Below are 14,900 nucleotides of genomic sequence, written 5' to 3' on the forward strand. Positions count from 1 at the left end.
CTAGCGCCCCTCGCCTGCGTCGCGCCGATGAGCAAACCATTCGGCGGCGAAATCGAGCAGGCCCTTGCGCAGGCCCAGCGCGAAAAACAGGATAACCACGCCGAGCACGATGCCGTGGTATTCGGTGAAGCGCGTCACGGTGTCATTGAGCAGCAGCAGCAAGACCGTGCCGACCATCGGTCCGAGGAAGGTCGAGACGCCGCCGAGCATGTTGATGAAAATGCCCTCGCCCGAGATCGTCCAGTAGGCGAACTCCGGATAGGCACCGGAGACGAACAACGCCATCACCATGCCGCCCATCGAGGCGAACAGCGCCGCCAGCACGAAGACGGTGAGCTTGGCGCGCCAGACGTCGATGCCGAGAAAGCTCGCGCGCGCGGCGTTGTCGCGGATCATGCGCAGGGTGTAGCCGAACGGCGATTGCGCAATCTGGCGCATCGCGAGCAGGCCGAGGATCAGCAGCGCGCAGCTCGCGATGTAGAGATGGACGTGGTTGGCAAGATCCACGCCGAAAAACACGGGGCGCGGAATGCCGCCACGCAGCCCCTGATCGCCGCCGGTGAAGGACGCCCAGGACAGGATGGTCGAGTGGATCAGCATCTGGAACGCCAGCGTGACGAAGGCGAAATAGATCTCCTTCAGCCGCACGCAGATCGCGCCGATGATCACCGCAACGATCGCCGTAATCGCCAGCGTCGCGACGAAGGCCACGGGAATCGATACGCCGAGTTTCTGCATGATCAGCCCATAGCTGTAGGCGCCGAGGCCGAAGAACATGCCGTGGCCGAACGAGGTCAGGCCGGTATAGCCGACCAGGAGATTGAGCGATGTCGCGAACAGGCCGTAAGCCGAGCAGCGGATGACGAAATCGAGCAGCGCCTTGCTGCCGGTGAACATCGGCAGGCTTGCCAGCACGGCAAAGGCGACCAGCGCGATCAGGGCGTCGCGATAGCGTTGCAGCGCCGCGCCGCTGCGCGCCGGCGCCAGCGCGCGTCCGGCCTCCAGCTCGGTCATGCCGCCTCCTTGCCGAACAGGCCGGTGGGTTTTGAGACCAGCACGATCACCATGAACAGATACATCAGGCCTTCCGTGAACAGGGGAAAGCCGAGCGAGCCGTAGGAGCGGATCAGGCCGAGCAACAGCGCGCCGATCAGCGCGCCCAGGATCGAGCCCATGCCGCCGATCACGGTGACGATGAAGGATTCGATCAGCACCGAAAATCCCATCCCCGGCGTCAGCGACCGCACCGGCGCCGCAAGCGCGCCGGCAAGGCCTGCCAGCATGCCGCCGAGCGCGAACACGCCGCCATAGATCAGGCCGGTATTGATGCCGAGCGCGGACACCATGCCGGGATTGTGCGCGGCCGCACGGATCACCTTGCCGATGCGGCTGCGCGACAATCCGATGCCGAGCACGATGGCCGCGACGAGTGCGACGCCGATCAGCAACAGATAATAAGGCGGCACCACGCCCCCGGCGATGAACAGCGGCATCACCTGGAACGCCGCCGGCATGCCCATCGACCTGAATTCCGGCCCCCAGATCAGGCGCACGACGTCATCGAAGATCAGCACGAACGCATAGCAGACGAGAAGCTGCATCAGCACGTCGGCACCATAGACGCGGCTCATGAAGACGCGCTCGAAGATCAGGCCGAGGATCGCGGTGCCCGCCGCACCCGCCAGCATCGCCAGCGCAAAACTCCCGGTGAGCTGATATGCCGTCATCGCGAAATAGGCGCCGAACATATAGAAGGCGCCGTGACTGAAATTGACGACCTTGAGCACGCCGAAGATCAGCGTCAGCCCGACCGCGACCAGGAACAGCAGCATGCCGATGATGAGGCCGCTGGTGGTTTGCGTCACCAGGCAGGAGGAACTGGTGAGGCAGCCGGCAAGCGCGTCGAGATCCACGGGAACACTTTCATTGCAGCGCGCCCGAAGCGGCGCGGAGAGCCAAACAAAAACGGCGGAGACGGTCGCCCGTCTCCGCCGCGTGTCGGATCAGGTGTAACCCTTGCTCTTCTTCCACTCGGCTTCGAGCTCGAAGATGGTCTTCCAGTCGCCGGCCTTGACCTCGGGCACATAAGGCTCCTGCGGGATCGTGGTGCCCCAGCCGATCGCGTAGCCGACCAGCGTGTGGTCGTCGCCGCGCATCGTCACGGTGCCGTCGGCGCCGAACGGGCACTTGATGGTGAGGCCCTTCAATGTCTCCGCAATCTTCTTGCCGTCGGTGGAATTCGCCTTCTTCGCGGCTTCGGCGAGGAACATCACGGCGGTCGCGTTCTGCCACGACCAGTTGGTCGGATATTCGTTGTACTTGGCCTTGTAGGCATCGCCCCAGGCGGCATTCTCCGGCGTGGTCGGGAAGGTCTTGATGTAGCGGTTGCCGGAATGGATACCCTTCGGCAGGTTCTTCACCACGGTGAGCGCGGTGTAGTCTGCCATGTTGACCGCGAACACCTCCATCTGGCCGAACATCGCGTAGATGTTGGCCTGGTCGATGTAGGAGGTGAGATCGCCGCCCCAGAGGCAGGAGTACAGCGCCTGCGGCTTGGCCTGCAAGATCTTGGTCACCACCTCGGTGTAGTCAGGCTGGAACAGCTTCGGCCAGGACTCGCTGATGATCTCGACGTCGGGCGCAAAGCGCTTCAGGTACAGCGTGAACTCGCCGGTGGTGTCGCGGCCATAGGCATAGTCCGGCGAACAAGTCGCCCACTTCTTCAGGCCCTTGGCCTTGGAGATCGCGGCGGCGTAGCTGCCGCCGACGATGGAATCGTGGATGCCCTGCCGCACGCAACGGAACGCGTTCGGGATGTGCTGCTTGGGATCGGCCGTCAGCGAAGAGGCTTCCGAGCAGGTGTGGACGCAGAGCACGCCGAGATCGCGCGCCACTTCGTGAACCGCGAACGATCCGGACGACGCCTCGCCGTCGACCAGCCATTCACAGCCGTCGGTGTTGACGAGCTCGCGCGCGACACGGGCGGCTTCCTGCGGCTGGCCTTTGGAATCGCGGATCACCATCTCGATCTGCCGGCCGGCGAGGCCGCCGGCCGCGTTGACCTTCTCGACCTCAAGCATCACCGCATTTCGCGACGACGTGCCGAGCTGCGCGACGCGGCCCGACAGAATTGTCGGCATGCCGATCTTGATGGTCTTGGCTTGGGCCCGCGCCACCCACGGCGCGGCAACACTCATCGCACCGGCGCCCATCAGCGCCAGCGTTGAACGGCGGCTGATGCCCGGCGTGCGGGTTCTCGTCATTATCCCCTCCCTCTGTCGGGTCGGCGTTTCCTGATCCCTGTCGGAGATCGTCTCGTCTCCGTGTGCTCAAGGATTTCAGAGGTAGGGGGGTGACGTCAAGCCAAAGATGAATTACGAGTCAGAATTCATCGATGGAGACACCGAGGCCGCAACCGGCCCGAAATCCGCGCAATGATCAACCTGTCGAGCTTCATCGCCTTTCATGCCCGGCGCACGCCGGACCGGCCTGCGCTGAAATATCGCGGCGAGGAGATCTCCTATGCCGTCTTCGATGCGCGCATCCGCAAGGCCGCCGGCTGGCTCGCCGCGCAGGGCATCGGCGCCGGTGATGTCATGGCTGTGCTGATGAAGAACAGCGCGGCGTTCCTGGAACTGGTGTTTGCCACCAGCCATCTTGGTGCGGTGTTCTTGCCGATCAACTTCCGCCTTTCACGCGACGAGGTCGGTTACATCACAGGCAATGCCGGTGCGCGCCTCTTGATCGTCGATGAAGAACTTGCCGCACATGCAGCGGGCGCGAACATCGTCGTGCTGGACGAGGCCGCGCAACGGAGCGTCACACGCCTCGCGGGCGATGCGCCTGCTGCGCCGATGCATCTGCGCGCGCCATCGGACCTGATGCGGCTGATGTACACGTCGGGGACGACCGACCGCCCCAAGGGCGTGATGCTCTCTTACGATAATTTCTACTGGAAGTCCGCCGACCAGACCATCGCACTCGGACTCTGCGGCGGCACACGTCTGCTCGTCGCCGGCCCGCTCTATCACGTCGGCGCGCTCGACCTCCCCGGCATCGCCGTGCTCTGGCATGGCGGATTCGTCCACATCGAACGTAATTTTGAGCCGGAAGCCGCGCTTGCCGCCATCGCGGAAGACAAGCTCAACGCCGCCTGGTTCGCCCCCGTGATGACCACCGCGATGCTCACCTGCCCGACCCGCGACAGCTACGACGTCTCCAGCCTGGCATGGGCGATCGGGGGCGGCGAAAAGACGCCGGAGGCGCGCATCCGCGCCTTCTCCGAATACTTCCGCAATGCGCGCTACATCGACGCCTACGGCCTCACTGAAACCGTCGGCGGCGACACCTTCATGGACGCCGGCCGCGAGATCGAGAAGATCGGTTCGACGGGGCGGGCCATCGCCCATGTCGAGATCGAGATTCGCGACGAGGATGGCAGGACGCTGCCGTCGAACGTCAACGGCGAGATCTGCCTGCGCGGCCCCAAGATCACGCGCGGCTACTGGAAGGATCCGGACAAGACGGCAGCCGCCTTCTTCGGCGACTGGTTCCGCAGCGGCGATGTCGGCTATCTCGACGATGAAGGCTTCCTGTATCTGACCGACCGCAAGAAGGACATGATTATCTCCGGCGGCGAGAATATCGCCTCTTCCGAGGTTGAGCGTGTCATCTACGAGCTATCAGAGGTGCGCGAGGTCGCGGTGATCGGCCTGCGCGATGCGCGCTGGGGCGAGCGGCCGGTCGCGATCGTGGTGCTGGCCGAAGGCGCGAGCCTTGAGCTCCCTGCCCTCACCGAACATTGCCGCGCCCGGCTGGCGAGCTTCAAGGTGCCGAAGCAGCTCGTCATCCGCGACAGCCTTCCGCGCAATCCGAGCGGAAAGATTCTCAAGCGCGTGTTGCGCGCCGAGCTGGAGACGTCTGAATGACGCACGCGAACGCCAAGGTCGCAAAGCTCAATCGCGTCGAGCGCAACGCCTGGACCAAGCAGAAGATCTTTGAGGCCGCCACCAAGGTCGTCGGAAAGCATGGCTATGCCGAGGCCTCCGTCGCCCGCATCACTGAAGAGGCCGGCGTCGCGCAAGGCACCTTCTACAATCATTTCGAAAACCGCCAGGAGCTGCTCGACCAGCTCCTGCCCAAGATTGGCCTGGACATGGTCGAGTTCATCCGCGCCCGCACCGGCAATGCCGATGCGGCCCGCCAGGAGATCGCGCGCTTCTCTGCTTTCTTCGACTTCATCCGTGAGGTGCCGGAATTCCTGCGCATCCTCAACGAGGCCGAATTCTTTGCACCGATCGGCTACCAGAAGCATCTCGACAACATCTCGGTTGCCTATGTCCGCATCCTGCGTCGCGCCCGCGGGGCCGGCGCCATCGAGGATTACAGCGACGAGGAATTCGAGGCGATCGTCCACATGCTGATGGGCTCGCGCGGCTATCTCAGCCGCCGCTACTCCTATTCGGAAGGCGGCGTTACCGCCGTGCCCGACCACGTCATCTCCGCCTATCGCAAGCTGATGACGCGCGGCCTGTTTAGTTGATCCGGAGATCAGAAATCGCCATGAACATCGAATCTCCACGCCAGCCGCTCGACCTCGCCTCGGCGATCGCCGAGGGCGATATCCGCTGCCTCCTGATGGTGCTGGCGCACATGACCGGCGATAAGCGCTGGCTAGAGCCGCCCTATCTGCCTAAGCGCGACATCCGCCTCATTCCCGATCCCGAGGCCGGGGTGCCGAAAGAGGTCCAGGACGAGATCCGCGCCGCCGTGGTCAAGCTCTTTGCCGACGGCACGCCCAAGCCCGTCATCGCCGATCCCGGCGAAGAGTTGTTGTTAAAGATGATGCGCACCTGCCTCGGCGAGAACGTCGCGCCGGAATACGCGCCCTTGATGCGCGAGGAGATGGGATTCGTGCCGCGCGAGCCGCGCTGGACCAAGCGCCCCTCCGACGAAAAGCTCGCGGAACAGCATGTCCTCATCGTCGGCGCCGGCGTCTGCGCCATCGCGCTCGGCGTAGCACTCGGCCATCTCGGAATCCCCTACACCATCGTCGAAAAGAACGACGAGCTCGGCGGCACCTGGTGGATCAACCGCTATCCCGGCTGCGGCGTCGACACGCCGAACCACTCCTACTCCTACTTCGGCTCGCACAACGAATGGACGCGTTACTTCTGTCAACGCGAGGAGTTGCTCGGCTATCTTCAGAAGGTCGCCGAGGAATACGGCATCCGCAAGCATCTGCGTGTCAACACCGAGCTGACATCATCGCGCTGGAATGAGGAGAAACGACGCTGGATCTCGACACTCAAGACCGCGAACGGCGAAGAGACGTTCGAGTCCACCGCGCTGGTCTCTGCCATCGGCCAGCTCAACGATCCCTCGCGCGCGCACTTCAAGGGCGAGGAAAATTTCAAGGGAGCGATCCTGCACTCAGCGCTGTGGTCGGATGACATCAAGCTCGACGGCAAGCATGTCGCCGTGATCGGTACCGGCGCGACATCGATGCAACTCGTGCCGGCGATCGCCGGCCGCGTCGCCTCGGTTACGGTCTATCAGAGGAGCGCACAATGGGCGCGGCCGGTGAAGGGCTACGCCGACCCGATCAGCGAAGGCGCACGCTGGCTGCTGGCGCATCTGCCGTTCTACGTGCAGTGGTATCGCTTCAACATGTTCTGGCGCTACGGCGACGGCCTGCTGCCCTTCCTTCGCAAGGACCCGGCCTGGCCGCATCCCGAGCGCGCCGTCAACAAGGGCAATGACCGGCACCGCCAGGAACTGACCGACTTCATCCTCGCCGAGCTGAAGGATCGGCCCGACCTGATCGCAAAGTGCGTGCCGACCTATCCGCCCTACGGCAAGCGCATCCTGCTCGACAACAACTGGTTCAAGACGCTGACTCGGGACAATGTCGAGCTCGTCACCGACACGATCGATCATTTCGACGAGGGCGGCATCGTCACCGCCGACGGCGAGCGCCGTCCCGCCGACATCATCGTGGTCGCAACCGGCTTCAAAGTCACGGAGATGGCGGCGCGCCTCAACATCAGCGGCCGCGACGGCAAGGATTTGCGGCAGGCCTGGGCCAACGACAACCCGACCGCGTTCCTCGGCCTCACCGTGCCGGGCTTTCCGAACTTCTTCTGCATGCTCGGACCGAACTCGGGCCCAGCACACGGCGGCAGCGTCATTTTCCAGTCGGAGTGCCAGAGCCGCTACATCTCCGCCTGCCTCGCCGACATGGTCGAGCAGGACGTCGCCGCCGTCGACGTGCGCCAGGACGTGCTCGACGACTACGTCCGCAAGGTCGATGCCGAGCACGAAACCATGATCTGGACCCATCCAGGCATGAGCACCTACTACCGCAATTCCAGTGGCCGCGTGTTCTCCGCGATGCCGTGGCGATTCGTGGATTACTGGCGCATGACGCATGACCCCGATTTGGGGCAATACAGGCTGACGAAGGCAGAAGCTTAGGGAGGCTCGCAATGTCCAAGCCACTTGTGCGCATCTACACCGACTACAAGAGCCCCTACGCGTTCGTCGCCAACAAGCGGTTGTTCTCGCTCGAGGAAGCGCACGGTGTCGAGCTCGAATGGCTGCCCTACACGCTGCGCGTCGCCGAATTCATGGGGACGGTAGAGGACCGCACGCCGCATTTCTGGCGCAAGGTGCGGTACGCCTATATGGACGCGCGCCGCTATGCCAACGCGCAGGGGCTCGTCATGAAGGGACCGCGGCGCATCTACGATGCCTTCCATGCCAGCGTCGGCATGCTGTTCGCGCAACGCCACGGCTTCTTCCGCCCCTACCACGACGCGGTGTTCCGCAAGTTCTGGAGCCATGAGCTGGAGATCGACGATCTCGCCGACATCACCGGCGTCATCACCGCCTGCGGCGGCTCAGCCAGCGACTTCGAGGCTTATGTCCACGGCCCCGCCCGCGCCGAGCACGACAGCATCATCGACGAGGCCGAGACGCTCGGCGTGTTCGGCGTGCCCACCATGGTGTTCAACGGCGAGCTGTTCTGGGGCGGCGACCGCATCGATCTGCTGATCGAGCGCATCGAGAAGCCCGAGACGATCGAAGCCGCGCTCGGCAGCCGGTATCGCAAGCCGACGTGACCGCTGTCATAGAACCGTCATCAAATACACCGAGACGTGTGGCGGGGCATATTCGGGACCGCACATGGATTATTTCAAGCGCTTCAACTTCCTGTTCGCCGCACCTGTTTTCGACGCCGACGACCTCGAAGGCAACCGCTTCAACCAGATCATTGAGGAGATCCAGCGCTCCGGCTTCGAGGTGGTCCGGGCTCGCAAGCTGGAAGACGCCGAGATGGCGGTGCAGACCGATGCCGCGATCGGCTGCATGGTGGTGGACTGGGGTAAAAAGGGGCTGGAGGGCAAGACCTCGGCGCTGATCAATTTGATGCGCCGCCGAGGCCTCGACTTCCCGATCATCCTCCTGATCCGGCGCAAGCGGTTCGAGGATTTGCCGGTCGAGGTGCTCGACTTCATCGACGGGTATGTCTTCCTGTCCGAGGAGACGCCGACCTTCATCGCCAAGAATCTGATCAGCCGGCTCAAGCAATATGCCGAGACGCTGAAGACACCGTTCTTCGGCGCGCTGGTCGACTATGCCGAGGAAGGCAACCAGCTCTGGACCTGCCCCGGTCACAACGGCGGCGTGTTCTACAACCGCAGTCCGATCGGCCGGGTCTTCGTCGAACATCTCGGCGAGTCCGTGTTCCGGGACGATCTCGACAATTCCGTGCTCGACCTTGGCGACCTCCTCACCCATGAGGGCCCGGCGCTGAAGGCGCAGAAGGAAGCAGCAGCGATCTTCGGCGCGGAAAAGACCTATTTCGTGCTCAACGGCACCTCGACCTCCAACAAGATCGCGCTCGGCGCGCTTGTCACCGACGGCGACCTCGTGCTGTTCGACCGCAACAACCACAAGGCCGCCCATCACGGCGCATTAATGATCAATGGCGGCATCCCGATCTACGTGCCGACCATCCGTAACGCCTGGGGCCTGATCGGGCCGATGCGTTGGGACGCCCTCGACGAACAGGCGCTGCGCGACGCCATCCGCAACCACCCGCTGGTCGAGGACAAGGACGCCTGGCGCAAGGAGCGGCCGTTCCGCGTCGCCGTCGTCGAGCAATGCACCTATGACGGATCGATCCACAGCGCCGAGATGATTTTGAAGCGTATCGGCCATCTCTGCGAATACATCCTGTTCGACGAGGCCTGGGCCGGCTTCATGAAGTTCCACCCGCTCTATGCCGGCCGCTTTGCGATGGGGCTGGCGAACTTGCCTCCCGACGCCCCGGGCATCATCGCGACGCAGTCGACCCACAAGCAGCTCGCGAGCTTTTCGCAGGCCTCGCAAATCCACATCAAGGACCGCCATATCCGCGGCCAGAAGCGCCGCGTCGAGCACCGTCGCTTCAATGAAAGTTTCATGCAGCACGCCTCCACGTCGCCATTCTATCCATTGTTCGCCTCGCTCGACGTCGGCGCGCAGATGATGAAGGGCCGCTCCGGCGAAGTTCTCTGGGACGACACGATCCGGCTCGGCATCGAGTTTCGCAAGAAGATCCGTGCGATGCGCCGGGAGTTCGAGGAGAAGGAGCAGAATCCGGATCGCCGCTGGTTCTTCGAACCCTTCGTCCCCGATCGCGTCGCCATTCCCGACGTCAGCCGCCCCGGCGCCGCGCACAACGTCGCCTGGGAAACGCTCTCGACCGACGAGCTCGCAACCAATCCCGCCCACTGGCAGCTCTCTCCCGATACCAGCTGGCACGGCTTTCCCGATCTCGCGGAAGGCTTTGCCATGACCGATCCAAACAAGCTGACACTGCTGACACCCGGCTTCGACCGCGCCACCGGCGCCTATGCCGAGCACGGCATCCCGGCACCGATCGTCGCGCAATATCTGCGCGAGAACCGCATCGTCCCCGAAAAGAACGACCTCAACTCCCTGCTCTTCCTGCTGACGCCCGGCGTCGAGGCGAGCAAGGCCGGCACGCTGATCTCCGGCCTCGTCGCGTTCAAGAGGCTGCATGACGACAATGCGCTGCTGGCCGACGCGATCCCGGAGTTCTATCAGCGGCGACAGACGCGCTATGCCGGCGTCCGGCTGCGTGATCTCTGCGGCGAGATGCACCGCTTCTTCCGGGATGCCAATGTCAGCGCGCTCCAGGCCCGCCAGTTCATGCCGGAGCACATGCCGGAGATTGCGATCTCGCCGCGCGATGCAGCGCGCCGCCTGATCCGCAACGATGTCGACTATCTGCCGATCGAGGCAATCGCGGGCCGCATCGCGACCACGCCCTTCGTTGTCTATCCGCCAGGCATCGCGACGATCGTTCCCGGCGAGCGGCTGACGGAACGGGCCAAGCCCATGGTCGATTATCTCAAGATGTTCGAAAGCTGCTTCAATACATTTCCGGGCTTCGATGTGGAAATCCAGGGCGTCTACAAGGAGGTCGATGCCCATGGCCGCATTGGGCTCTACACTTACGTCGCCGTCGAGTAGGTGTCGATGACCGAAACAGCGATTGCGCGTCCAGACGACGAGCCGGTGCTGGTCCGGCCATCACGCGAGAGCGATATCGAGGCGATGCTGGCGATCTATCGCCACCACGTCCGCAATGGGGTGCCCCGCGACGTCGAGGGAACAGGCGCGCCGGAGCCGGATGATCTACGCGACCGGCGCAAGAATCTGAAGCAGACCCGGCTGCCGCATCTGGTCGCGACCTTTCGCGGCGAGATCGTCGGCTATGCCTATGCGGTGCTGTTCCGCAAGCGTCCGGCCTATCGCTACACGGCCAAGCACTCGATCTACGTCCACCACGCCCATCTCGGCCGCGGTGTCGGACGTTTGCTGCTTCAGGAATTGATCGATGCCTGTGCGGCGGCCGGCTTCCGCCAGATGATCGGCTATATCGATGCCGACAACGCCCCCTCGCTGGCGCTGCACGAGAAATTCGGCTTCGCACGCGCCGGCCTGCTTTGCGGCGTCGCCTATCGCCACGGCCGCTGGTCCGACACCGTCATGGTGCAGCGATCGCTCGGAACCGGCGCGACCGCTCCGCCTCCGGGAACAGTGCCCGGAAGATAAGTCTCAGGACGGAAAGTCTGCCGGCTTTACATGGATGCGGTCGGCATGCAGCGACCAGTCATGCAACGCCTGGTCCTGGCAGAACTTTGCCTTTGCCCGCTCCGTGGCCTCGTTCTCGTCGGCGGCGTCGATCTCCAGCGTACCCTGGCAAATCTCGCTCTGCCGGCCGTACTCCCCGAGCACGTCCTTCATGAACCTGACGACATAGATAGACATGGGACCTCCTGCTGCCCCGGCAGCCGATTAAATCCCATTTGGCCTGAACATGGGAAGGAGATTTTGACGCGGATCAAGGTTGATGATCTCTCGCGCAAGATTCATTGCGGAACTTTCCGCGCGGGTTTAACGGCAATTGCCGGCCACCGATGAGGATTTTGTCTTGCACTTTGTCGCCGATACCGAAGTCACGAATGCCCTGACGTTTCCCGTCCTCATTGCGGCCCTGGAAGAAGCGCACCGCCGGTCGAAGATGGAGGTTCTGGACGCCTTCCTCGGCGACGAGAAAGGGCAATACGTCATCCGCAGCGCCGTCGATCCCGGCCGGTACATGGCGAGCAAGATGTTCACCAGCTTTCCGGCCAATCTGGCGGAAGGAAAGATGCCGGCGGTGCAGGCCGTCTGCGTGCTGTTCGACGGCACCAACGGGCGGCCGCTGGCGGCGATGGACGGCACCGAGATCACGCATTGGCGCACCGCCGCCGACTCCGCGCTGGGCACGAAACTGCTCGCACCGTCCAATCCCGAAACGCTGCTTTGCGTGGGTGCCGGTGAGATGTCGGAATGGCTGATCCGGGGACATCGAACGGTCCGGCCGTCGCTGCAACGCGTGCTGATCTGGAACAGGAGCGTGGAACGCGCCGATGATCTCGCCAAGCGACTGACCGCGGAGGGCGTGAAGACGGAGACGATCACGGACCTCGATGCCGCGACGCGCGAAGCCAACGTCATCACCACCTGCACCCGCGCGCATCAACCACTGATCAAAGGCCGCAATTTGCGGCCGGGCACGCATCTGGACCTCGTCGGCGGCTATACACCGCAAACCCGCGAGGCCGATGACGAGGCGGCAAGGATGTCGCGTGTCTTCGTGGACCGGCGAGAATCCGCATTCCATGGCGTCGGCGACATCCTGCAGCCGATCGCAAGCGGCGCGATCAGCGAAAAGGATGTTCTCGGCGATCTCTACGATCTCGCCAGCGGCCGCGTGCAGGGACGCACGTCACCGTCCGACATCACGTTCTTCAAGAACGCAGGCGGCGGCCATCTCGACCTCATGACTTGCGAGGCCGTGTTCAAACAGCTCGGCGCAAAGCTGGGGTAGACGACCTACCCCGGCGTCGTCACGTCGTGATGTCGAGGAGCGAATCCGTCGTTTCGGCGTAAGCCTGAATGACCTTCGCATTGGCAATGAAGCTGTACTTCGCGGTCGCCAGCTGAGCGAATTCATTGGCGAGATCGACGTTCGGCGCGGCCACCATGCCGTCCTGATTTGCAAAGGGGGCGCTCGGGTCGGATTGCGCGGTGTAGCTCGGCGACACCGTCGACACGGTCGCGACCGTACCGTCCGGCGTCGAGCCGCTCGATTGGGAGACCTGATCGACTCGCAGCGGCACGTAGGCCGCAGGAAACGTTGGCGCGATGCCCGGACTGCCCGCACCGGCCGACGAGCTCGATCCGCCTGAAGCGGGCAGCGGGCCGGTCGTGTTGACGTTGGCGATGTTGCTCGCGGCGACGTTCACGCGCAGGCTCGCTGCAGAAAGTCCGGAGGTCGCAATCGAAAATATGCTCATGACCCCTGATCTACAGGACAAGTCATACGCGTTCCCTCACGCCATCAGTAAAATCCTCCGCTTTCCGCTTCCATCGTCGTAACCAACGACCGGAGCGCAATCGGACTTCGCGCGCCGCTACCCCGGCGTCACGCCGAAGGCCTGCTTGAAGCGCTCGGCATAGCGAGGCCAGACCTCGGGATTGATGATGCGCGGCGGGCGCTCGCCGTCGAGCGTGTCCAGCACCTGTTCGGCGGCGATGCGGCCCATGTTCTGGCGCGCCTCGATGGTGACACCGGCGGTGTGCGGGCTGGCCAGCACGTTGTCGAACTGGAGCAACGGATGCTCCGGCGGCGGCGGCTCCTTGGACCAGACGTCGAGGCCGGCACCGGCAATGCGCTTGTCGCGCAATGCCCGGAGCAACGCGTCCTCGTCGTGGATAAAGCCGCGCGCGGTGGTAATAAAATAGGCATGCGACTGCATCAGCGCGAACTCGCGCGTGCTGATCATGTTGCGGCTCCTTTTGTCGAGTGGACAGGAGATCGAAACGAAATCGGCGCGGCGCAAGAGCTCGTCGAGCTCGACCTTCTCGCCGCCCCGCTCGGCCATCACCTCGGCCGTGAGGTACGGATCGTAGGCCAGCACCTTCATGCCGAACAGGCCCTTGCAGAGTGCCGCGATCCGGCGGCCGACATTGCCGAGACCGATGATGCCGACGGTCTTGTGCTCGACCTCGTTGCCGACGAGCTCGTTGCGATTGACGTTGGACTCCCTGCGGAGCTTGCGGTCGGACTGGATGATGCGCTTGGACAGTGTCAGCATCATCGCCAGCGCGTGTTCGGCAACCGAATGGGCGTTGCCGCCGGACTGGTTGACGACCAGCACGCCCGCATCGGTGCAGGCCTCGACGTCAACAGGATCAAAGCCGGCGCCGTTGCTCGACACGAGCAGCAGATTCGGCGTTCGCTTCAGGAAGCCGGCATCGACATGGAAATGCGGCGCGAGCTCGTCGCGGGCGGCGCCGATCTGGTAGACATGGGCGGCGCTGATGATCGGCGCGTAGAAATCCTCGGAACTCTCGTTCTCGATGCGATCGAGCCGGACGTCGGGCCGCGCCTTCAGGATGTCGATATAGATCGGATTGGCCAGGTATTTGACGTAGAAGACGCGCTTGCTGTTGACGGACATCAGGACCCTTCCGGCTCTCTCGAGGAGACCCGCAAGGTCAGCGCGATGCGCGCCCCGTCCATGCGTCCCTCCCATTTTCTCGTTGTCGCCGCTTATGACATGGCGGGGCCGGCCACGGCAGGCCGTCTGGCGCAGATCACGGTACCGGCCCGGACATGTTGACAATCCCGCTGCCTGCGTCAAGTTCGGGAGATCGCCGCGACGGCCAGAACCAAGAAGCATGCGCGGCTCAAGGGAGAGCGCAATGGCGATTGCGGAGCAGCAGACCTCGCCCCAGGTGACGCAGGGGTCCAGCGACAAGAGCTGGCATGGCATCGTCCTGCAAACCCTGAAGCGAAACGAGATCAGCCTCATCCCTTACGTGCCCGACCGCGTGCTGACGCCGCTGATCCAGAACCTGCACGCCGACCCCTTCTTCACGACCTTTGCCACCGCCCGCGAGGAAGAGGCCGTCGGCATCGTCTCGGGCGCCTGGATGGGCGGACGGCGCGGCGCCGTGCTGATGCAGACGTCAGGCTTTGCAACGCTTGCCAACGTGCTGGCCTCGCTGGCAGTGCCCTACCAGATCCCGCTGATCATGTTCGTGTCCGAGCGCGGCACGCTCGGCGAGTTCAACTACGGCCAGTCGCTGGTCTGCCGCACCATGCGCCCGGTGCTGGACTCGCTGGCGTTGGAGCATCACACCATCACCCGGCTCGACGAGCTCGAATTCATCGCCGACCGCTCGATCAAGCAGGCCGTCACGACACAGGCGCCGGTGGCGCTGATCCTCAACCCGCTGCTCACCGGCGGCAAGACTTTCGACAAGTGAGG

Annotated in this window: 14 protein-coding genes; 8 read left to right on the forward strand and 6 right to left on the reverse strand. The window is 63.8% G+C overall.

The annotated features are described in order from the left end of the window. From WHZ77_RS22495 to WHZ77_RS22505, 3 genes are all read right to left on the reverse strand, one after another. On the reverse strand, positions 1 to 1,014 hold the full coding sequence (locus tag WHZ77_RS22495; RefSeq protein WP_375309943.1) for a branched-chain amino acid ABC transporter permease: 1,014 nt from the start codon (positions 1,012 to 1,014) through the stop codon (positions 1 to 3). After that, entirely contained in the window at positions 1,011 to 1,913 is a 903-nt protein-coding gene (locus WHZ77_RS22500; RefSeq protein WP_015687285.1) for a branched-chain amino acid ABC transporter permease, read from the reverse strand. The genes WHZ77_RS22495 and WHZ77_RS22500 overlap by 4 nt, the downstream gene beginning before the upstream one ends. Positions 1,914 to 2,003: 90 nt before the next feature. After that, positions 2,004 to 3,263, reverse strand: coding sequence for an ABC transporter substrate-binding protein (locus WHZ77_RS22505; protein ID WP_375309944.1), 1,260 nt, complete (start codon positions 3,261 to 3,263; stop codon positions 2,004 to 2,006). A gap of 171 nt (positions 3,264 to 3,434) precedes the next feature. On the opposite strand from WHZ77_RS22505, the gene WHZ77_RS22510 reads away from it, so the two are divergent. From WHZ77_RS22510 to WHZ77_RS22535, 6 genes are all read left to right on the forward strand, one after another. Beyond that, complete coding sequence (locus WHZ77_RS22510; protein ID WP_375309945.1) at positions 3,435 to 4,928, forward strand: AMP-binding protein; 1,494 nt, start codon at positions 3,435 to 3,437, stop codon at positions 4,926 to 4,928. After that, positions 4,925 to 5,542: a TetR/AcrR family transcriptional regulator gene (locus tag WHZ77_RS22515; protein WP_375309946.1), complete on the forward strand. Its 618-nt coding sequence runs from the start codon at positions 4,925 to 4,927 to the stop codon at positions 5,540 to 5,542. The genes WHZ77_RS22510 and WHZ77_RS22515 overlap by 4 nt, the downstream gene beginning before the upstream one ends. Positions 5,543 to 5,562: 20 nt before the next feature. Then, entirely contained in the window at positions 5,563 to 7,476 is a 1,914-nt protein-coding gene (locus WHZ77_RS22520; RefSeq protein ID WP_375309947.1) for a flavin-containing monooxygenase, read from the forward strand. Positions 7,477 to 7,487: 11 nt separating this feature from the next. After that, positions 7,488 to 8,123: a 2-hydroxychromene-2-carboxylate isomerase gene (locus tag WHZ77_RS22525; RefSeq protein ID WP_375309948.1), complete on the forward strand. Its 636-nt coding sequence runs from the start codon at positions 7,488 to 7,490 to the stop codon at positions 8,121 to 8,123. A 64-nt stretch (positions 8,124 to 8,187) separates the two neighbouring features. Next, positions 8,188 to 10,545, forward strand: coding sequence for an Orn/Lys/Arg decarboxylase N-terminal domain-containing protein (locus WHZ77_RS22530; protein WP_375309949.1), 2,358 nt, complete (start codon positions 8,188 to 8,190; stop codon positions 10,543 to 10,545). A 6-nt stretch (positions 10,546 to 10,551) separates the two neighbouring features. Beyond that, positions 10,552 to 11,130 carry a GNAT family N-acetyltransferase gene (locus tag WHZ77_RS22535; protein ID WP_375309950.1) on the forward strand — a complete coding sequence of 193 codons (579 nt, stop codon included), beginning with the start codon at positions 10,552 to 10,554 and terminating at the stop codon, positions 11,128 to 11,130. Positions 11,131 to 11,133: 3 nt separating this feature from the next. Here WHZ77_RS22535 and WHZ77_RS22540 read toward each other — a convergent pair whose 3' ends face one another. Next, entirely contained in the window at positions 11,134 to 11,346 is a 213-nt protein-coding gene (locus WHZ77_RS22540; RefSeq protein WP_375309951.1) for a hypothetical protein, read from the reverse strand. 163 nt (positions 11,347 to 11,509) lie between these two features. On the opposite strand from WHZ77_RS22540, the gene WHZ77_RS22545 reads away from it, so the two are divergent. Further along, the gene (locus WHZ77_RS22545; RefSeq protein ID WP_375309952.1) at positions 11,510 to 12,451 is read left to right on the forward strand and encodes an ornithine cyclodeaminase family protein; all 942 of its coding nucleotides are present in this window, start codon (positions 11,510 to 11,512) and stop codon (positions 12,449 to 12,451) included. Positions 12,452 to 12,470: 19 nt separating this feature from the next. Here WHZ77_RS22545 and WHZ77_RS22550 read toward each other — a convergent pair whose 3' ends face one another. Beyond that, a complete protein-coding gene (locus tag WHZ77_RS22550) occupies positions 12,471 to 12,920 on the reverse strand; it encodes a flagellar basal body rod protein FlgC (RefSeq protein WP_375309953.1) in 450 nt (149 codons plus the stop codon). Between the two features lie 117 nt (positions 12,921 to 13,037). Then, positions 13,038 to 14,087 (reverse strand): hydroxyacid dehydrogenase, encoded by a 1,050-nt coding sequence (locus WHZ77_RS22555; RefSeq protein WP_375309954.1) that lies wholly within the window; start codon positions 14,085 to 14,087, stop codon positions 13,038 to 13,040. Between the two features lie 244 nt (positions 14,088 to 14,331). Between WHZ77_RS22555 and WHZ77_RS22560 the strand changes: the two genes are divergently transcribed. Next, entirely contained in the window at positions 14,332 to 14,898 is a 567-nt protein-coding gene (locus tag WHZ77_RS22560) for a thiamine pyrophosphate-binding protein (protein ID WP_168213585.1), read from the forward strand. The last annotated feature ends 2 nt before the right edge of the window (positions 14,899 to 14,900 follow it).

Source organism: Bradyrhizobium sp. A5 (genome assembly GCF_042076515.1).
Classification (GTDB): Bacteria; Pseudomonadota; Alphaproteobacteria; order Rhizobiales; family Xanthobacteraceae; genus Bradyrhizobium; species Bradyrhizobium cosmicum.